The following is a 19,487-nucleotide window of genomic DNA, read 5'->3' on the forward strand; positions in this document are numbered from 1 at the left end:
TTTGCTTTTTTATTAGTGTAACATACTTCCTAATGAAAGGATTTATAGCTTGTTTATTTATGAACAGCTACTGCCTGTTCACCTAATTCTCGATAGCTTTTAAAGAACTGGTCCACATTGTATGTTACATAACCCTTTAACGGGTCCATTACAACTACTTTATCGCCTAAGTGCCCTGTTAAAACAACAGCATGTAAATTCATAAAGGCATCCTTTGAAGTTGTCTCTCCTTCATAAATCCAGCCTCTATCTGCATTTGGTTTAGGTTTCGATAAATCCAGCGTCACCCATGTCACGACAGGTACTCCCTCACGAACAAGCTGTAAAATCTCATCCTGTGAGGCATTACTCATATCAGTCACACGTAAATGTGCCTGTTTATCTGCAATAACTGCCTCTGCTGCCTTGACAATTGGAGCAGCAAAAACATACATACCATGAGCTTTATCACGAGGATTACCTGCAAAGGCCTCATTTGGATTTGGTCCAAAACGTTGATTGCCTATAGTACGTATTTCTTGCTTTGGTAAATAGTTATCAGCCATTTCAAGCTTCGAAACATCCATTCCAAAGTAATTTAATACCGCTGTGAGTGAAGTTATTTCACAGCCATGTGGAAGTTCGGGATTTTGCATCACAACAGGTACATCTAATTCTTGTTCGTCTCTTGAAAAGTGTGTTTGCAATCTGTAATAAGGTTTTGTTGTATCATACGTAAAATTCTCGATTGTTGTATAGCCATCATTTGTCGTACTATTTTCCAGTGTTGTTGCCGCAATGGCATATTCTCGTCCTGCCTTTAGCTTCGAAAATATCGCTTCTCCCTCTTCAGAACCAATAGCATTCTCTACAACATCACCAGTCTGTACATCTGTGACCGTGATATAAAGATTAGCGATTGGTGCACCACTATTAAATTCTACGGTTAAAACTGTTAACTGATTTTTTTGTTCTGCATCTTGCTGTGAAAATGGCTGACAGCTAGAAAGTAACATAATGATCAAAATGCCAATAAGTAAAAGGCGTTTATACCCCGTCCACAAGACAAATTCCGCTCCTATTCTAAATCGAAGGATAACCCCTTCTCCATTCTTTTAATTTAATTTGTCGTAGACTCTATTATACGATACTTTGAAAGAGGTTCCTATTTTATCTTGTTTCAGTAAGTATTTTTGTATGGAAAACGGAACACTAAGTGCAAAAAACTTTAAGAGCATTGATATTGCTCAAATTGAACTTACTTTAGGTCTTAGCGTATGCTTTAGAACTTTACCAGAAGCATTACGTGGCAGTTCAGCTAAAAATTCAATTTCATACGGTACTTTATATTTGGCAAGTCGTGTCTGACAATAAGATAATATGATTTTTTCATCGAGAGATTTACCTTCCTTGAATACGACAAAAGCTTTGGGCACCTCTCCATAAACTTCATGCGGCAAACCAACCACTGCTGCTTCTAAAATTTCGGGCATTTGATATAACACTTCTTCCACTTCAATAGGGTAAATATTTTCACCACCTCGGATGATCATATCTTTTTTCCGATCTACAATATATAAATAGCCTTCTTCATCAAAACGTCCTAGATCTCCTGAATAAAGCCAACCATCCCTAATCGTTCTAGCTGTTTCTTCAGGATTACGCAAATAGCCCTTCATCACCTGTGGACCCTTTACGCAAATCTCGCCTACCTCACCAGCTGGAACTGACTTTCCTTCACTATCAACCACACAAACCTCTGTCTGCCCTAATGGTTTCCCAACAGAGCCAATCTTCGTCAAGGCATCAGTATCTAATAAAGATGTTGCTGCAGGCGTGTTTTCTGTTTGACCATATAGATTTTGAACTTTCACATTTGGAAACGCCTCTTTCACTTGCTTTACGAGCTCATAGGGCATTGGAGCTGCCCCGTAACATAATAAACGCAAATGATTAAAGCGATGTTCCTTGAATGCTGGTGTATTTAAAATGATCGTATACATAGATGGAACGCCAAAGAAAATTGTTGCCTCTGTTACAGCAATCTGAGCTAATGTTTTTGTTGGAGAAAAGGCTTCTTCTATCACAACTGTCCCGCCTCGATAAAACATTGGCATGGCAAAAACATGAAGTCCTGCACAATGGAATAATGGTGTACAAATAAACATCTTGTCCTTATTAGACATATTCATGGATGATGACCAAATATCTGCCGTAGCCACAATATTTTGATGTGTTAGCATCACACCTTTTGGTTTACCAGTCGTACCAGAAGTGTACATGACAACTGCAGTATCACAGGCTTTCAATTGTACTACAGTTCTTACCCGATCATTATTTTTAATGATATGATTCATATCTTGAAATCCAATAATATGCTGAAACGAATAGGATACATCCTCCAAGGCTTCTACTAATCTTTCATCATAAATTAGCCCCTTTGCTTGTGAGTGATTAAAAATAAATTCAACCTCAGGAGCTGCCAATTTAGTGTTAATAGGCATAGCAACGTAGCCCGCTAATTGCACACCTAAATAAGCAATTAAAAATAAATCCGAATTGAGCGTATATAATGCAATCACATCTTCTTTTTCATAGTCTTGCTCCTGTAAATAGGCTGCAAATCTTTCTACATGTTTGTAAAATTCACTGTAGCTTAGCTTTTTTCCTTCATACAAGGTCGCAATTGAATTTGGTTGTTGTACAGCATAGTTTTCAAGAATATCCGTCATGTACATCGTCATTATAAGCCCTCCAATAATTCATTTTTCACTAATGGGTAGAGTCATCATCAATAGCAAACTTCTAGACTATTAAAATTTCAGAAAATTATGATTATATTTTAACAAGCATTGATTTCCTTGGCAATTTTTCTACACATTCAAAATATGAAGCAGAACTAACGAAATATTCTTAGACGTTTTACTTTTCTAGCAATTTCTATTAGGTGTATGATGTTTGTACGATTATTTTTAGGAAAGGCCGGGTTTACATGCTTTATGCACTTTTAGGAGATTTACATTCTAATATAGAAGATACTAAAGCTGTTCTAACACATATTCAACAGACAGCTAAAGAAGCAAAAATCATTGGGTTAGGTGATCTATATGAATGCACAGTTAGTAAGAAAAAAGCACAAACAATGTCAGGGTTATCTTTGCAAAAAGCAGCTATTGTAGAGAGTAAATTTGAAGAACTTTTAACCTTCCCTTCTATACGGGGCAATCAAGAAGAGCGTATTACACAGGTAACTGGCATTGAACGCTTTAGGGCGTTACCTGAAACAATGGAGATTGATGGTGCCACACTTATGCATGGCCATCAATTTAAATGGAATGTAAGCTGGCAGCCAACATTCCCATCCTTTCAAAAACCACTATTATTCTTTGGTCATAGTCATGAATCAGGTCTCTATCATCAGCAGAAAAAACTACCGATTCGCATTCGCCATGGACAACCAATTGTATTACAAGATAAACAATATGGCGTGAACGTAGGTTCCGTCGTAGATCACCGTGAATGGTGTCTTTATGATAGTAAAAAACGGACCGTAACTTTCATGTGTGTTCCATCCGTTGATAAATTAACAGTGTCATAAACCATAAAAGAGCAAGCTAACCTACCTTAGCTTGCTCCACATTTTTTTAATGAATATATTGTTTTTTCCCGTCCAATAAAATATTCTTTAACACTTTGAGTTTTTCAATCACCACAAATGATTCTTCCGAAATTTCCTTCAGATATTTTTCAGCCTCTGTTTTGTGGCCTAAATTATATTCACGTACTGCTTTTTTAGCAATATCATGAACATGAATAAATGGTCGTTCTAATTCTACATAGGCACGCTCATCACCCAACAGTTTTTTACCTGTGCCATAATACCATTCACCAAGACGTGATTCTTTTGGTGATCCAACATCTTGCTCTGTCATCGTTTCAAAGCCTAACAGTAAATTATAAATTTTCCAGCGCCATAATAAATGGTCCGTAATGGCTAATTCAATGATATCCTCTTGGCTAATAATAAAATTTTTAGAAATCGTTGTAGATCGATATCCATCGATCATTTTACTTAACTTATAAATGGCCGAGCCCATATCAAAAACAATGACCTTACTTTTTTGCATACTTTCTGTAATTATGTGGTTGCGTTCAGAAATAGTTGTAGCGGATTGAGCTTGTACCTTTGTTGTTGTAGCAATTTCCTCAAAGCGAGCCCCTTGCTGCTGTAAATTTTTATTTAACTCTGCAAGAGTTTGAGAAATGTGTAAGGTATCTGTAACACCTTGATGTAAGTCTTGTGAAAATTGAGTCGTTAATGAACTAATATTATTGGTAATAAGAAGTAATTCTTGTATATCTGTATGTATGGATTTGACAGATGTACTTGTATCATCAGCAAGTTTTCGAACTTCCTCTGCGACTACAGCAAATCCTTTTCCTGCATCTCCAGCGCGGGCTGCCTCAATTGATGCATTCAAAGCTAATAAGTTCGTTTGATCCGCGATTCTTTGAATCAACTCCATCAACTTCGCTACACTATTTACACGTTCAACTAGACGATTAATATCCTCCTGCATGGATTTATGTCCTTCATCTGTTGTTTGCAAGATCGTTGAAACTTGATGTAACGATTCTAAGTCCTGATTTAATTTTTTCAAAGTATGCTTTGTTTGCTCTGAGATATCGCCTACTGATGTGGCAATGTCTTCAATGCTTTCATCTAACTCATGCATCAATTTATCTGCTGCAATGATTTCCTGTTGCTGAATATCTTGAAATTCGATGAGTTCCTTAACTGTATCTAACTGTGTATTATAGGTAATAATTTCACCTAAACCATTCACTACGGAACCTGCTTGAATTTCGATATAGGTTTCCAAAATAATTTGTTGATCGATTGTTACCAAGCTATCATAGGACAATAGTACATCCAGCATTTTCTCCTGATCACGTGATAGCTCTTTGACAATTAGCGGAATGATTAACTGGTTAATCAATGTATAAGCAGAAATCATCCAGTTCGGTAATACGCCAATTCTTGCATGTATATATGCTATTTTACGTCGTTTAAATACATACTCTAAATCTAATTCATCGTCAAACAGGCTAATAAAGTGTGAATCAAATAACCCTTTTAAACGTTCTACTGTTGAATGCGTATTAATGACTTGATTAAACTCGGGTATTTCCAGTAAACGATCATAAAAATTATCAAGTATATGCTGTCTATTATTTTCATAAATTTTACGTAAAAACCCAACAGATTCTCTTCGGATTCTAGATAGTGCTAAAAAATCTAATTTTTCTTTAAAGCGCTCATTGGCCTCAATGTCAGAATTTTTAGCGGCTGAGAAATAATCATAATTTTGATTTATCTTCTTCCTTTTGAACACAATACCCACTCCCATTTGTTTAAAGTAAATGTAAAAAACTTATATTTGAAAACGGACTATAAAACTTTCCTCATTACCTTCATCTAATAAAACATATATATTTTACCAACAATAGAAAGACAAAAATAGATTCTCAAAAAATTCTTTATACTTTCTTATTTATTTGTCCACCTTATTGACAATTTCTTATTTTTCTTAGTTAAACACTGTTTTTATGCAGAAAAAGCGCTAAAATCACGATTGATCTTAGCGCGTTCTTCCTATATAAACTTTTCGTTTGTGTTAGCATTCGCAATCGCAATTTTGTAAGCTATCCAGTAACTTTTCCATATCTTCTAGTTGCTCACAAAGCGTTTGAATCATGCACTTTAGAATTGGGATTAATTCTTGGCAAATACAGAATCTCAGCACATTTTGCGCTAGTCGTATTCCCCCCTGATGATGAACTATCATTTCCCTTAAATAGTTGATGTTAATGCTATTGGATACTGGTGGTGCACACATTGCATTAAACATAGCTTCTGTAATTTCTTTATAAGCACACATATACTCGTATAATTCATACTCTGAATTTTGTACAACACAACATCTATTTTGTATCGCTTCAAGGCTTTCAAGCATTTCTGTATGTGTTCGAATGATTTCTAATGCGAGATTTTGTACAGGAATAACTGTTGTGTAGCGTAAAACATTTTCTGACATTTGGATAGCTGCTATTTGATGAGGTATGATTTGCTTAATAAAATTTTCTGAAATGCTACAGGTAATGGTTACATAGGTCATGCCCTGCATCATCTTTTTGAGGATGCGTTGATATTCCTCTAAATATGCCTGTGTGACATTACTAAGTTCAATTGGTCTAGCCATTAGACACACTCCTTTCAGAGTAATGTATGCCTGCTAGGTTGTTGTGCGATAGACAATTGTACCAAATGCTCAACATTTACAGAACGTTATGATAGTTATAAATTATAATGACCCTTCTTTATATGTATCTAAGCATTTTTGACAAATACATGTATTAGTCTGTGCGTTATTTAACAATTGCTCTGGAAAGTTCAATGTCATACACCAGCACTCTTTTTCACCTTTTGCCACTCCACAATGATTTTCTTCTCCACATAGCGGGCAACTCTTTTCTGACATCATCTTGACCTCCCTTCTTTTACCCATCATTGTAAAGGAAAAAAGGAAGAGCACTCAAGACCCTACTCCTCCCCATGTACTCATTGTTCATGCTTGTGTATTTCTTGCTTCACTTCGGCAATATCTGTGTCACTATAAATTGCCGTCCCATATCCGCCCTGCTGAGCCAATAATGCTTTAACCTCATTGTAGGATAATCCTGCTTCTGCATTTTTTTGCTTTACTTCATTGATATTTGTGCCTGAAACCGAAAATTGAGCTGCTTCATTTTCTCTAGTCATTGTATGCTACCCACCTACAATTCATCAGGCTGTAACTCAATCAATTCATCGCCTTCTCTTTCCACTCTCTTATTGAGCTCCTTAACAGGGATGGCATCTACGGTTTGCATATCCTCATGCAAGTCGAAAAGACTTATTGTATCTGATTCAACCATGTCGGGTTTGTCTTTGCTATCTAAATTCATAAATATTTTCTTTTCATGTGGTATTTTTTCTTTGTCCATCATGCTAACACTCCTTTCTCCTTTAATGTGTGTAATGATGAACAGATTATGTGTCTTTCCTTTTTGCACTTTTATCGATGCGGTGATATTCAGATATTTGAATGACACGTACATGCTTGGTGTGTAATTCATGATAGATGCCTCTACTATCTGTAAAGGAGATATATTGATCTCGTTCACTCTTTACCAACTTCTCAGCTTCTTGCTGTGACTCGATAAAGATAAACCTTCTGACATAATGCATCTCATCAAAAAAATACGTAATTTTAAATTCCTTCATGATATACGCTCCTTAACAATACGATGTTACTGTTATTCTATCCAAAGATCTGAATAACCAATAACTTCACTGGCAAGAAGCATATAGTATAATCATAACCTGTATAAAGGAGGTATTGACGTTGATTCATACCGTTAAAGCTGGAGAAACGTTATCTCAAATTTCCCGTGATTATCGTACACCATTGGTATCCATAATCGCTGCCAACCCAGGGATTCAGCAGGATGTTCTTTTCGTTGGTCAACAAATTATAATACCTGGCCTTCCCGATCCGGCAACGAGTCCATACCGTATTGAGATTTCAACAGAAAATCGTTGGTTACGTCTATATAGAGATAATATCCTTCAAAAACAATACCCGATAGCAGTTGGTCGTATGCTACACGAAACACCTGTCGGTAGTTTTATTATTATCAATAAAGCTCCTGATCCAGGCGGTCCATTTGGAACTATGTGGATGAGTCTGTCAAAAGATCACTATGGAATTCATGGTACGAATGATCCTAGCTCTATCGGGCATGCTGTCTCACATGGATGTATTCGAATGCAAAATCCAGATGTTGAAGAGTTGGCCAGTATAGTCCCTATCGGAACTGAAGTAGTGATTCACCCATAATAAATAAGGCTATCTATTTTTTGATAGCCTCTTGCTTTCCTTTATCCTTCTTCTTTTGCCTGTGCAAGCTTCATTAAATAGTATTGCTCTTCACGCCACATATGATCCGCCATAGGTGCTGTAAATGTACCTAAAACCTCTGCACTCAATTCCATTTCTTCTAACTCTTTTAAAAACGTTTTAAATAATGTCATTTCGAGCTCAACATCTTTATTAAAGCGGCTTAAGGCAGGAAAGGAATGCATATTCGTGCGTAAATAACCTGTTAATTCCACTGCTTTTAAATAAAATTGTTCAAAGTGTTTGGCAAATTCATTACTCTTTTGCTTCAATCTTTTTTCGACACCATCTAAGTCATCATGGATGATACCTGCGTGCCCTGAGGCATCTAAAAGCCAAATTAAATGATGGTGAAGCTCATGAAATATTGGGGGCACTTCACTTTTTTTCAAATAACTAAGCACATTTTGGTACTCCTCAAGTTCATTGACCATGTGATTGACAAAAGTTGGCGTTAAATGAATCCCAATATCCCCTGACAATTGATGTCTAAGTAGGTAGAGTTTAAATTGTTTAAACTGCTCGACATTGTCATCAACTGTTATCGAAAAAGAGACCGCATTAGCACCATCAAGAGATGGAACATAGGAAAGTAGCTGGGAGAATTGATGGATAAAACTATTTGCCCTTTGGATGTCATCCTTTTCAGAGGGATATAATGCGTCATGAATAAATTGCGCATGATTTTGCATGATTTCTAGCCAAAATCTATGTTCGAAAATTGCATGTTGCACAAAATCGGACAGGGTTATACCTCCTTTTTATTTTGCCTAACTTTGAAAAAACTTGGCGCCACGGCGCTCAGTTCATGTTCCCTTCATTCTATTCCTCATGAACTACAAATAGTAGCGTTCTGATCATCACAATCCTTTTCGTATAGGATGAAACACTTAAAGCTATACTACATATGGCTAAAATAATTTTTAGATGGAGTTACAACTTTAGGAGGGAGTACTTTGTCCACAAAGAAACAGTTATTATCCATTTTCGCCTTAGGTGGCATTAATGAAATCGGCAAAAATATGTATGTAATTCAATATGCAGACGATATTATCATTATTGATTGCGGAGCTAAATTTCCAGATGAAACCTTGCTCGGTATTGATTTGATAATCCCTGATATTACCTATTTGCTTGAAAATAAAGAAAAAATTAAGGCCTTAATTGTAACGCATGGACATGAAGACCACATTGGTGGTATTCCATATCTCTTAAAAAAATTAAATGTTCCTGTTTATGCTACTCGCTTCACTTTAGGGCTTATCGAATTAAAGCTAAAAGAACATAAGCTTCTCAGAGAAACCGACTTAATTGAAATTCATGCTGATTCAGCACTCCATTTAGGACAAATTGATGTAAGTTTCTTTAGAACGAACCATAGCATACCCGATTGTTTAGGAATCGTCCTTGCCACACCTGAAGGAAATGTTGTGCATACAGGCGATTTTAAATTCGACTTAACGCCTGTGAATAACCAATTTGCGGACATTCATAAAATGGCGGAAATCGGCTCGAAAGGGGTACTCGTTCTAATATCAGAAAGTACTAATGCCGAAAGACCGGGCTTAACACCCTCTGAACAACTTGTTGGGCATCATATTGAGGAGGCCTTTTTCCATGCTGAGCGTAAAATCATTATCTCAACCTTTGCTTCAAACGTTAATCGAATTCAACAAATTGTGCATGCAACCATCGCCACTAATCGCAAACTAGCTTTATTAGGTCGTAGTATGGTAAATGTTGTGGATGTAGCAATTGAACGAGGTTATTTAAATGTTCCCGAGGAGCTGTTAATTGATGCGCGTGAAGTCAAATACCTCCCACCAGAAGAAGTAGTGGTGCTATGTACAGGTAGTCAAGGCGAACCACTAGCAGCACTCGCTCGTTTAGCAAATGGTAACCATCGAGAAGTGAAAATTTTACCTGATGATATGGTTATTCTCGCTGCCTCCCCAATCCCAGGCAACGAAAAAGGGGTTTCTCGTATTGTCGATAATTTATTTCAGCTGGGCGCAAAAGTCATATATGGTTCTTCCAATCATACTGGGATGCATGTTTCAGGTCACGGCCATCAAGAAGACTTAAAACTCATGCTGACTTTCATGAAACCACAATTTTTCATTCCTATTCATGGCGAATTCCGTATGTTGCATCAACACCGTTTATTAGCGGAGTCAGTTGGTGTCCAAAAGGGTCATACGTTTATTATGAAAAACGGAGATGTTGTGGATATTGAAAATGCGATAGCGAGACAAACACGCAAGGTCCCATCTGGCGATACGTATGTGGATGGAATCGGCATAGGTGAAGTAGAAGGTATTGTGCTGCGTGATCGCAAGCAGCTTTCCGAAGACGGCATGCTAGTTATAGTATTGACACTCAGCAAAGAAGACGGTGCCATCATTTCGGAACCTGATACCATTTCTCGTGGCTTTGTTTATGCAAAGGATTCCGAGGAGCTTTTAAATAAAGTAAATGTACTGACCAAAGAAATAGTAATGGAGTTACAGCAGGAAAGTAGACAAATACACGTCTTAAGACGAGAAATAAAAAAAGCTGTAGGTCAGTATTTATTTACGCAAACAAAACGGAAGCCTATGATTTTACCAATCATTATTGAAATTTAATCAGTCGGTGCAAGGATTATTATATCCGTTATGCACCGACTGCTTTTTATTATTCGTTACTTAACCTCTGAAAAGTATGATACTCTTGCACCACATTCAAAAAATCACCATTAAAAATGTTATCTAGCATAGCAATATAGAGATATTGCAACTGCTCAAATCCATGGTGTAAGCTTTTTGAATGCTGTTTTGCCTGTCTGGAAATATGATCAAAATGCTGTGGGAGTTCCTTCACTGCAGTTACTAATGAATCCTTATTAGTTAATAATCGTTGAACAGCATTTAATAATTGAACTACTTTAAGCTGAATAGAGATAGTAGGTAGATCAATCATTAAACGATAGACATTCCGTCTCTCTTTATTGATCTGATACCATTTCATAAAATGAAATAGATAATCACTTATAAGAATCGATTCATTCGGTATAATTGCGATGATATCATGGCCAATACATACATCTGTTTTGCATTGATAGATAGAAGTATCCTTTAAATTAATTTTATTTAGAAGGATGCTTTGAGCAGGCACCCTTGAAAAAGAAAATTGTTCCTTAAAAGTACTATCAATCTTTGGCAAATCACTAGTATCATCTTCAATCAATAATTTCTTTAGCACTTCTTCAGTTATGTAAGGAATACCATCCTTAGCAAAACATTTTTCACTCGGGACCATTTTACCGATTTTAATTTTTGCTACCTCTTCTAATAAATACTTCAACTTACTTTCATCCTCCAATCTTATGTTCTACTTGGAAACTGCAATATAAAGTTCACTTTCGATTTATTCCTAATAGCTTCAATTAGGTCATTTGACTAAGGAAAGTTACTACTCTAAGATTGTACCATTTTAATGTAACATTTTCTCTATTATACCACTATAATAGTATAGTCATTTCCACTGTTTTTCACTAGCTTTTAACATAGAGGTGAATCATATGTCAGATTTTTTAAAGCTAGTAGGTGAACAACTCCGTATTATTAGATTATCGAAGGGGCTAAGTCAGGAAGAAGTGGCCGAAAGAACAGGAAAATTAGGTTTCAGTAAAGGGAGAGTTTCCAATATTGAACACGGCCAATCTAATATAACTTTGAGTACATTAGAAACACTTATGAAGGCACTAGATATCCCCCCTGAGGAGCTTTTTAATTTTCAAAAATTAGCTGGCGTTACTGATATTGAGGAAAAAAACCTCATGCTAGACATTCATCGATCATTATTAAGAGAACGCAATTTAGACGAGGTAAAATATGTGGTTCGTATTACAAAGGATTTTTTAGATACGATTGATTCACAGTCAAAGAAAAACAGCCCCAATGGTCAATGACCCTGGAGCTGTTTTTCTTCATATATTACATACCAAACTTTTGACGATAGCCACATTTTCTGCACAGTTCTTCAACAGCCTCTCTTCTTGAAAAGCCTTCTACTATATTATTAGCACGTTCTCCCTCGACGATTTCAGAGAAGGATTTTTCATGTACATTTCCTAAATTAATGACCCCTTCGCCATCTAAGCAGCAAGGTACAACCGTACCATCTACAAGAATCGCAGCTTGACTACGAAGTGCATGACAAAAGCCTTTGCCCTCATCCTCTTTCTCTAGCAAGCTTGGCCATCTGAATTCATGATCCTGATTTAAATAAATATGAGGGCCAATTTTCACACCCTTACCAGGCTCCACTTTTTCTTCAATGCGATAATCAAGATGATACTCATTTTCTAATATTTCTAATGTTTCACGGTTACGACGTGCTGCAACTTCCGAAACATGATCTTTTTGTAAATTCCATAAACGATAGGAAATAATCGTTTTGTATTCTCTAGACTCCCGCACGAAATCTAAAATATCGCCTAAATATTTTTCACGGTTTTCAGAACCTTCATGCCCATCAAAGCTATGTAGTGAAAAGTTTATTTGACGTAATGCAGGCTTTCCTAATATTTTTTCACGATTTTTCTTTATGAGTGTACCATTCGTTGTAATATTGACCTTAAACCCTTTCGCATGAGCCGCATCCAATAGCTGATCAATCCGAGGATGTAAAAGAGGTTCTCCTTTCACATGCAAATAAATATATTTTGTATGTGGTCGGATCTCGTCCAATATTTTATTAAATTGTTCTACTTTTATAAGTCCTTTTGCTCGCGCAGTAGGTGGACAAAAACTACATGCTAAATTGCAGACACTCGTTATTTCTATATAAACCTTTTTAAATGTTTTCAACTTTCCTTCACCATTCCAGTTCCCTAGATATTCAAATCCCATTCATTTTAACAAATTTATAGGATAGATAGCAAAAATCGAGAGCTTCTAAGATAGATACCCCTCCCTTTTCTCTAGTGCATATGGCTACACGTACAAGAGGGCTCTCAAAACTCTAATATCTTATTAGTATGAAAAAATGAAAGGAGGGAAGACGATGTCTGGCTTCAATTCTAAGAAATTTAATGGCGCTGAGGAACCTACAAATGATTCCGCTGATAACCATGCTAGAAACCATATTACATTTAATTTTACATTCAATATAGGAAATACAGACTTCCATTTTGAACAACGAGCAGAAGGCGGAGGACAAATCAATAAGGATGTGGGGACAAATGCCAATCAAGGTGGTCAAAATGCTAGTCAAGGCAGTCAAACACGCAATGTAAATTCTCAATTCGCAGATGGCAATGGCCGCAGCGGTATAGCTGGTAATAATAACGACGAAGCGGGTGGACAACAAGGTATAAAAGTACGGGATAGCTTAGTCCTTGATAGCGATATTCATTCCTCATCTAATCATAGTGAAAGCCATGAAGAGGACAATGATTTATTAATGGAAGAAACTGATTAGTAGCATTAAAAACTTCTATCTGTTCATTAATACGCTCAACAGATAGAAGTTTTTTGTTAGACATTACGTTTATAGTTTTTAGTACCATCATAGGAGTATAACATCGGTTTACCATCTACATAAGTCTCTAAATGCACCGGGCGTCCCCAGAGCTGATAAATATACGGTAAAACATTTTCTAAATAATGAGGATCAAGCTCCATTCCCTCATAACCGTGCACTAAATAGAGCTCGCCATTCCGTAAATAATCTCCATTTTTCACTAGAATATAAGGGAAACCACCGTTTACGCGCATTGATACAAGCTGATCTCGAACCATCTCATGATCTTTGTCGGTAATCCGGTACTCATTCCCTTTCTTTTGAAATAAATATAAATCTTCACGCTTTGCTAAGTCTTTTGATAAATAATTTCGGATAAAGGAAATATCTGACTCGACCTCTCTTACTTCAAACATTTTTTCCCTTCCAGTGTTCGGCTGTACGCCTAACCGCTTCATCTCCTCTGTCGGGTTGTTATAGCGATTTTCAATATCCTCAAAAATTTTAATGCCAAGGTAATATGGATTAATTGATGTTTTAGATGGCTGCACAACTCCTGCATTTAATTTGGCATATTCAATTGTTTCTGGAGTTGTTAGATTCAACTCCCGCATAATTCGTTGATGCCAAAAAGAAGCCCAGCCCTCATTCATTATTTTCGTTTCTAACTGAGGCCAAAAATATAGCATTTCTTCACGCATCATTGTTAATATATCTCGTTGCCAATCTTCCAGCTCACGGCTATGTTCCTCTAAAAATAATAATAGATCCTTTTCTGGTTTCGGTGGGAATTGCTTTAATCTCCGTCTGATTGGTTTATACACTTTATCTTTTTCTTCTAAGCTCCATAAATCATCGTATGGTGATTTTGGAGTCTTTTCTTCTTCTTGCTCATCTTCCTCACTCCAAGATAACTTCGGTCTCAAAATAGAAGGATCAATATGTTCCTGAATCGCTAAAACGGCATCCAAAAACTGTTCGACTTCGTCCTTCCCATACTCTCTTTCATAGCCGGCTATTCGCTCAGCCGTAGCGGTCATGCTCTCTACCATATCTCTTCTTGTGTTGGAGAAGCGTACATTATTTTTAAAGAAGTCGCAGTGAGCTAAAACGTGAGCGATAATCAATTTATTTTGAGTTAACGTGTTGGTATCGAGTAAAAATGCATAACATGGATTAGAATTAATGACGAGCTCATAAATTTGACTGAGCCCTAAATCATATTGAAGCTTCATTTTATGAAATTGTTTTCCAAAGCTCCAATGGGAGAAACGAGTAGGCATACCATAGGCGCCAAATGTATAAATAATGTCTGCTGGACAAATTTCATAACGCATTGGATAAAAATCTAAGCCAAATCCTGAGGCAATTTCAGTAATTTCATCTATAGCTCGATGAAGCTCTTTTGTTTCCATTTTACGCCCCCTCCCTTGAACGTGCTACTAATCAAACTTCCATATATTATTCTTCACTTTTCTTAAAAAAGCTCTTTAAAGCATCATAGACATCGCCTTTTTTTCTCAAAATATGATATCTAAATTTCGGATCATCGATTTTTTTATAGGTATACATCAGTGTCGAGAAACGATTATGTTGATTGACTTCACCATATCCAAACATGCTAGAGACATCCATTAATTCCGCCACCAATTTCAAGCACTTTTCATTATCCATAGAAATATTTTCGCCATCTGAAAAATGAACGGGATAAATATTGTAGCGTGTTGGTGAGTATTTTTCCTGAATCAATTCCAGCGCTTTTTTGTAAGCCGAAGAACAAATGGTTCCTCCACTTTCCCCCTTTGTGAAAAACTCCTCTTCTGTCACTACTTTTGCCTCTGTATGATGGGCAATGAATTCAATTTCAACGGTTCCATATTTAGAACGTAAAAACTTTGTCATCCAGAAGAAGAAACTACGAGCACAATATTTTTCAAATGCTCCCATCGAGCCACTTGTATCCATCATAGCAAGCACTACAGCTTTCGATTCTGGCTTTACCACTTCATCCCATGTTTTAAATCGTAAGTCGTCATTATGAATAGGTGTAATTTCAGCTTTCCCATGCATCGCATTACGTTTTAACGCATTTAAAATCGTGCGCTTTTTATCAACATTACCCATTAACCCTTTTTTGCGAATATCATTAAACTCTATTTTTTCAGTGATAATTTCTGCTTTTTCTTTCTGCTGTAAATTGGGTAATTCAAGTTCATGGAATAAGACATTTTGAATTTCCTCAATACTGACTTCCGCTTCATAATAATCTTGGCCAGGCTTGTCACCCGCCTCTTTCCCTTTGCCTGGTGCCTGATTGGCTTTACTGCCATCTCGCGCAACTACATCACCAATATTACTATCTCCTTGCCCTTGCCCTACATGCTTAGAGTTATCATAGTTATACCGGATCTTAAATTCATCAAGTGAGCGTATAGGTATTTTAATAACCTCGCGACCATTGGACATCACAATACTTTCTTCACTAACTAAATCAGGTAAATTGCTTTTAATCGCATCTTTCACTTTTTCCATATGTCGTTGTTGGTCCTGGTGCCCTTTACGATGGAGGGACCAATTTTCCTGAGAGATAACAAAGCGTTTATTTTCGTGTTCAGTCATTTTTATCCTCACCCATCTATCAAATTCGCTTTTTCTATACTATGCTTGTGAAGCAATTTCTTGAACTTTTTTTATAAATTCAATGGTGCATTCCATAAAAATCCCTCATTTTGATAATAAAAGGAGTGCCCTAAATTGGGACACTCCTATCTGACTTAGAACAATAAAAATTGTATTTATCGATTCAACAGGCTTCCTACATATTGCAGCAACTCGTTTGCAGAAGTTGTATTATAGCCATGCTCATCAACAAGTCTTGCTACTACCTCATTAATCTTCTTGAGTTGCGATGCATCCGGCATTTTTGAAGAGGTTGTAATTTTCACTACATCTTTCAAATCAGCAAATAATTTCTTTTGAATCGCTTCTCGCAATCTATCATGAGAATTATAGTCAAAACGTTTGCCTTTTCGTGCATAGGCTGAAATACGAATGAGGATTTCCTCACGGAATGCTTTTTTAGCATTTTCCGAAATACCAATTTGCTCCTCAATAGAACGCATTAATTTTTCATCAGGGTTCATTTCCTCCCCAGTCAGCGGATCAAAAATTTTATTTTTATTACAAAATGCCTCTACATTATCAAGGTAATTGTTCATCAATGTTTTCGCTGATTCTTCATACGAGTACACAAAAGCCTTTTGTACTTCATTCTTCGCAATTTCATCGTACTCTCTTCGCGCCACTGCAATGTAGTTCATATATTTTTCACGATCCTCTTGAGAAATGGAAGCATGCTGATCCAATCCATCCTTCAGAGCTCGTAAAACATCCAATGCATTAATGGATGGTACCTCTTTACGAATAATTGCTGAAGAAATACGATTAATAATATAGCGTGGATCAATACCGTTCATGCCTTCATTAGGAAACTCTTTTTTCAGTTCCTCTAAGTCAACGGAATTAAATCCCTCCACATTTTCTCCGTCGTACAAGCGCATTTTTTTAATCAGATCCACACCTTGTTTTTTCGGCACTTCCAATCTTGTAAGAACCGAAAAGATTGCTGCGGCCTTTAAAGCATGCGGCGCAATATGAACATGGGACATATCACTCTCTTTAATCATCTTTTCATAAATGTGCTCTTCCTGACTCATCTTTAAGTTATACGGAATAGGCATAACAATAATACGAGAATGTAATGCCTCATTCTTTTTATTAGAAATAAAGGATCGATATTCTGTTTCGTTTGTATGAGCCACAATTAACTCATCCGCACTAATTAATGCAAATCTTCCTGCTTTGAAATTGCCTTCTTGTGTTAATGATAATAAATTCCACAAGAATTTTTCATCCAGCTTCAGCATCTCCTGGAACTCCATCATTCCTCGATTGGCTTTATTGAGCTCCCCATCAAAGCGATAAGCTCGTGGATCTGACTCAGAACCAAATTCACCGATTGTGGAAAAATCAATACTCCCTGTTAAATCGGCAATATCCTGTGATTTGGGATCTGATGGTGTAAATGTTCCTATACCCACACGTTTATCTTCTGAAAAACTAATTCGTTCAATCATCACGTTTTCAATACGTCCATCGTATTCCTTTTCAAGACGCATCGTATTTAAAGGCGATAAACTTCCTTCAATTCTTATGCCATACTCCTCAAAAAATTCATTACGTAAATGATGTGGAATTAAGTGTAGTGGATCCTCATGCATAGGACATCCCTTAATTGCGTAGACCGCACCCTCTTCTGTTCGCGAATATTGCTCTAATCCGCGTTTCAGTAAGGTAACAATAGTTGATTTACCACCACTAACTGGTCCCATTAATAATAAAATACGCTTTCTAACATCTAACCTGCGTGCGGCTGGATGGAAATATTCCTCCACCAGTCTTTCAATTGCTGTTTCAAGCCCAAAAATTTCTTGTCCGAAAAATTTGTACATTTTTTGCCCATCGCGTTCCTCTACACCAGCACTTTTTATCATATTGTAGACGCGTGAATGGGCTGTTTGAGCAACTTCAGGTCTTTCCTTAATGATGTTTAAATAATCTGCAAATGTCCCTTCCCACTTCAGCCTATTTTCTTCTTCGCGATAGCTTTTCACTTTATCTAAAATGTTAATAGCCTTCCCTCCATTCAGGGCTTGATTTATAACATAGTATGAAGTAAATGACATGATGATACCGATTACTTTTTCTTTAGTGAAGTTTCTTCTTATTATGGCTTTTTTTATTGACAAAAAAAGCGGAAAAATATCTTCTAATACGTGAGGAAAAAGCTTTCTGGAATGAAGATAAAAATTTCGGTTATTCTAAACTTTAGAAAGGAGGTCCATCATTGCATCGCCATTTTAAATTTCTTTTAACATTCATACTTTTAGGGTTTACGCTGTACCCTACTTCCTCCTTTGCAAAGGAAGAAGTAACGGAAGAAGAAATTATACAGCAGCGTATGTCTTATTATGTACAGTTTGATGAATTACTCATTCCTTGGCATTTTTTAGCTGCTATTGATCAGTATGAAAGAAATCTACAATCCGTTCGAAAAGATATCCCTAAACGAGATGGATTTTTGTCCATCCAATTTTCAGATGAATATTGGTCAGGCGCATTAAATCCCGCAAAGGAAGATACCAAACCCGAAACAATTAGCTATTTTGGAGGAATGGGCCTAGACGGTAATAATGATGGAATTGCTAGCCCAAAGGATGATGAAGATGTCATCTTTTCAATGGCTAGTTACTTAGCCAAATACGGAACGACTGATGAGGATTTTAAGTTAGCTTTATGGGAGTACTATGGAAGCGAAGAAGCTGTCAATCAAATTTTCACCATTTCTACTTTATATAGACATTATAAGACCATCGAACTTGATGCACATACCTTCCCACTCAATACCCGCTCTGATTACAGCTATAGAGGTACCTGGGGCGCTAATAGAGGTTGGGGTGGACGTCGTATACATGAGGGAACCGATATTTTCGCAAATTATGGAACATCTGTAGTATCTACCTCATATGGAGTCGTTGAGGTAAAAGGTTGGAATCAATTTGGCGGATGGCGTATTGGAATTCGTGATAATCATAACTCCTATCACTATTATGCCCACCTTGGAAGCTATCATAAGGATATTGAAGTAGGCACAATTGTGGAGCCTGGCACTGTTCTAGGCTATGTTGGAAGCTCTGGTTACGGTAAAGAAGGTACATCTGGAAAATTCCCACCTCATCTTCATTATGGCATATACAAATTTAATGGGAGAACTGAATGGGCATTTGATCCTTATCCTTCCTTACTACAGTGGGAGCGACAGGCAAAGAGTAAAAAACAATAAATATATGATTCAAGACACTTGAGGCATTTTGCTTCAGGTGTTTTTTCTTTGCAATTAGGAAATTTCACATAATTATTTTAATCAACCGTCTGTCA

General features: G+C 36.7%; 20 protein-coding genes. 6 read left to right on the forward strand and 14 right to left on the reverse strand.

Features of this window, described 5'->3' with window-relative positions:
- Nucleotides 1-53: 53 nt before the first annotated feature.
- Together AO843_RS15190 and AO843_RS15195 are read right to left on the reverse strand one after the other, a co-directional pair.
- Nucleotides 54-1,043 carry a C39 family peptidase gene (locus AO843_RS15190; RefSeq protein WP_054611938.1) on the reverse strand — a complete coding sequence of 330 codons (990 nt, stop codon included), beginning with the start codon at nt 1,041-1,043 and terminating at the stop codon, nt 54-56.
- A 183-nt stretch (nt 1,044-1,226) separates the two neighbouring features.
- The gene (locus AO843_RS15195; protein WP_082389490.1) at nt 1,227-2,723 is read right to left on the reverse strand and encodes a class I adenylate-forming enzyme family protein; all 1,497 of its coding nucleotides are present in this window, start codon (nt 2,721-2,723) and stop codon (nt 1,227-1,229) included.
- A 248-nt stretch (nt 2,724-2,971) separates the two neighbouring features.
- On the opposite strand from AO843_RS15195, the gene AO843_RS15200 reads away from it, so the two are divergent.
- On the forward strand, nt 2,972-3,577 hold the full coding sequence (locus AO843_RS15200) for a metallophosphoesterase family protein (RefSeq protein ID WP_054611939.1): 606 nt from the start codon (nt 2,972-2,974) through the stop codon (nt 3,575-3,577).
- 46 nt (nt 3,578-3,623) lie between these two features.
- Here the strand turns inward: AO843_RS15200 and AO843_RS15205 are convergent, their stop codons facing one another.
- From AO843_RS15205 to AO843_RS15230, 6 genes are all read right to left on the reverse strand, one after another.
- On the reverse strand, nt 3,624-5,375 hold the full coding sequence (locus tag AO843_RS15205; RefSeq protein ID WP_054611940.1) for a methyl-accepting chemotaxis protein: 1,752 nt from the start codon (nt 5,373-5,375) through the stop codon (nt 3,624-3,626).
- Between the two features lie 282 nt (nt 5,376-5,657).
- Nucleotides 5,658-6,242, reverse strand: a complete 585-nt coding sequence (locus AO843_RS15210) for a DUF305 domain-containing protein (RefSeq protein WP_054611941.1) — start codon at nt 6,240-6,242, stop codon at nt 5,658-5,660.
- Nucleotides 6,243-6,344: 102 nt separating this feature from the next.
- Nucleotides 6,345-6,521, reverse strand: coding sequence for a cysteine-rich CWC family protein (locus AO843_RS15215; protein WP_231630166.1), 177 nt, complete (start codon nt 6,519-6,521; stop codon nt 6,345-6,347).
- Between the two features lie 80 nt (nt 6,522-6,601).
- A complete protein-coding gene (locus tag AO843_RS15220; RefSeq protein WP_054611942.1) occupies nt 6,602-6,802 on the reverse strand; it encodes a gamma-type small acid-soluble spore protein in 201 nt (66 codons plus the stop codon).
- A 14-nt stretch (nt 6,803-6,816) separates the two neighbouring features.
- Nucleotides 6,817-7,029 carry a hypothetical protein gene (locus AO843_RS15225; RefSeq protein WP_197278936.1) on the reverse strand — a complete coding sequence of 71 codons (213 nt, stop codon included), beginning with the start codon at nt 7,027-7,029 and terminating at the stop codon, nt 6,817-6,819.
- Nucleotides 7,030-7,072: 43 nt separating this feature from the next.
- Nucleotides 7,073-7,306, reverse strand: a complete 234-nt coding sequence (locus tag AO843_RS15230) for a hypothetical protein (RefSeq protein WP_054611943.1) — start codon at nt 7,304-7,306, stop codon at nt 7,073-7,075.
- Nucleotides 7,307-7,427: 121 nt separating this feature from the next.
- Here AO843_RS15230 and AO843_RS15235 point away from each other — a divergent pair, with 121 nt between their 5' ends.
- A complete protein-coding gene (locus AO843_RS15235) occupies nt 7,428-7,922 on the forward strand; it encodes a L,D-transpeptidase family protein (RefSeq protein WP_054611944.1) in 495 nt (164 codons plus the stop codon).
- 41 nt (nt 7,923-7,963) lie between these two features.
- On the opposite strand, the gene AO843_RS15240 is transcribed toward AO843_RS15235, so the two are convergent.
- Nucleotides 7,964-8,728, reverse strand: coding sequence for a DUF2935 domain-containing protein (locus tag AO843_RS15240; RefSeq protein ID WP_054611945.1), 765 nt, complete (start codon nt 8,726-8,728; stop codon nt 7,964-7,966).
- Between the two features lie 210 nt (nt 8,729-8,938).
- On the opposite strand from AO843_RS15240, the gene AO843_RS15245 reads away from it, so the two are divergent.
- Entirely contained in the window at nt 8,939-10,609 is a 1,671-nt protein-coding gene (locus tag AO843_RS15245; protein WP_054611946.1) for a ribonuclease J, read from the forward strand.
- 49 nt (nt 10,610-10,658) lie between these two features.
- Here AO843_RS15245 and AO843_RS15250 read toward each other — a convergent pair whose 3' ends face one another.
- Nucleotides 10,659-11,327 (reverse strand): restriction endonuclease subunit S, encoded by a 669-nt coding sequence (locus tag AO843_RS15250; RefSeq protein WP_231630167.1) that lies wholly within the window; start codon nt 11,325-11,327, stop codon nt 10,659-10,661.
- A gap of 217 nt (nt 11,328-11,544) precedes the next feature.
- Between AO843_RS15250 and AO843_RS15255 the strand changes: the two genes are divergently transcribed.
- Nucleotides 11,545-11,934 (forward strand): helix-turn-helix domain-containing protein, encoded by a 390-nt coding sequence (locus tag AO843_RS15255; protein ID WP_054611947.1) that lies wholly within the window; start codon nt 11,545-11,547, stop codon nt 11,932-11,934.
- A 25-nt stretch (nt 11,935-11,959) separates the two neighbouring features.
- On the opposite strand, the gene AO843_RS15260 is transcribed toward AO843_RS15255, so the two are convergent.
- Nucleotides 11,960-12,835, reverse strand: a complete 876-nt coding sequence (locus AO843_RS15260; protein WP_054611948.1) for a radical SAM/SPASM domain-containing protein — start codon at nt 12,833-12,835, stop codon at nt 11,960-11,962.
- A gap of 196 nt (nt 12,836-13,031) precedes the next feature.
- Between AO843_RS15260 and AO843_RS15265 the strand changes: the two genes are divergently transcribed.
- The gene (locus AO843_RS15265; RefSeq protein ID WP_054611949.1) at nt 13,032-13,448 is read left to right on the forward strand and encodes a hypothetical protein; all 417 of its coding nucleotides are present in this window, start codon (nt 13,032-13,034) and stop codon (nt 13,446-13,448) included.
- Between the two features lie 56 nt (nt 13,449-13,504).
- On the opposite strand, the gene AO843_RS15270 is transcribed toward AO843_RS15265, so the two are convergent.
- From AO843_RS15270 to AO843_RS15280, 3 genes are all read right to left on the reverse strand, one after another.
- The gene (locus AO843_RS15270; RefSeq protein ID WP_054611950.1) at nt 13,505-14,905 is read right to left on the reverse strand and encodes a SpoVR family protein; all 1,401 of its coding nucleotides are present in this window, start codon (nt 14,903-14,905) and stop codon (nt 13,505-13,507) included.
- Nucleotides 14,906-14,951: 46 nt separating this feature from the next.
- Nucleotides 14,952-16,109, reverse strand: a complete 1,158-nt coding sequence (gene yhbH, locus AO843_RS15275; protein WP_054611951.1) for a sporulation protein YhbH — start codon at nt 16,107-16,109, stop codon at nt 14,952-14,954.
- A 176-nt stretch (nt 16,110-16,285) separates the two neighbouring features.
- Complete coding sequence (locus AO843_RS15280; protein WP_054611998.1) at nt 16,286-18,181, reverse strand: PrkA family serine protein kinase; 1,896 nt, start codon at nt 18,179-18,181, stop codon at nt 16,286-16,288.
- Between the two features lie 215 nt (nt 18,182-18,396).
- Between AO843_RS15280 and AO843_RS15285 the strand changes: the two genes are divergently transcribed.
- Nucleotides 18,397-19,392, forward strand: a complete 996-nt coding sequence (locus AO843_RS15285; RefSeq protein WP_054611952.1) for a M23 family metallopeptidase — start codon at nt 18,397-18,399, stop codon at nt 19,390-19,392.
- The last annotated feature ends 95 nt before the right edge of the window (nt 19,393-19,487 follow it).

Source organism: Lysinibacillus sp. ZYM-1 (assembly GCF_001308875.1).
Taxonomy (GTDB): domain Bacteria; phylum Bacillota; class Bacilli; order Bacillales_A; family Planococcaceae; genus Lysinibacillus.

Coding starts and splice junctions, on each gene's coding strand:
- AO843_RS15230 (WP_054611943.1), bottom strand. CDS start 7,306: ATGAAGGAATTTAAAATTACGTATTTTTTTGATGAGATGCATTATGTC.
- AO843_RS15210 (WP_054611941.1), bottom strand. CDS start 6,242: ATGGCTAGACCAATTGAACTTAGTAATGTCACACAGGCATATTTAGAG.
- AO843_RS15200 (WP_054611939.1), top strand. CDS start 2,972: ATGCTTTATGCACTTTTAGGAGATTTACATTCTAATATAGAAGATACT.
- AO843_RS15265 (WP_054611949.1), top strand. CDS start 13,032: ATGTCTGGCTTCAATTCTAAGAAATTTAATGGCGCTGAGGAACCTACA.
- AO843_RS15255 (WP_054611947.1), top strand. CDS start 11,545: ATGTCAGATTTTTTAAAGCTAGTAGGTGAACAACTCCGTATTATTAGA.
- AO843_RS15225 (WP_197278936.1), bottom strand. CDS start 7,029: ATGATGGACAAAGAAAAAATACCACATGAAAAGAAAATATTTATGAAT.
- AO843_RS15195 (WP_082389490.1), bottom strand. CDS start 2,723: ATGACGATGTACATGACGGATATTCTTGAAAACTATGCTGTACAACAA.
- AO843_RS15270 (WP_054611950.1), bottom strand. CDS start 14,905: ATGGAAACAAAAGAGCTTCATCGAGCTATAGATGAAATTACTGAAATT.
- yhbH (WP_054611951.1), bottom strand. CDS start 16,109: ATGACTGAACACGAAAATAAACGCTTTGTTATCTCTCAGGAAAATTGG.
- AO843_RS15220 (WP_054611942.1), bottom strand. CDS start 6,802: ATGACTAGAGAAAATGAAGCAGCTCAATTTTCGGTTTCAGGCACAAAT.
- AO843_RS15215 (WP_231630166.1), bottom strand. CDS start 6,521: ATGTCAGAAAAGAGTTGCCCGCTATGTGGAGAAGAAAATCATTGTGGA.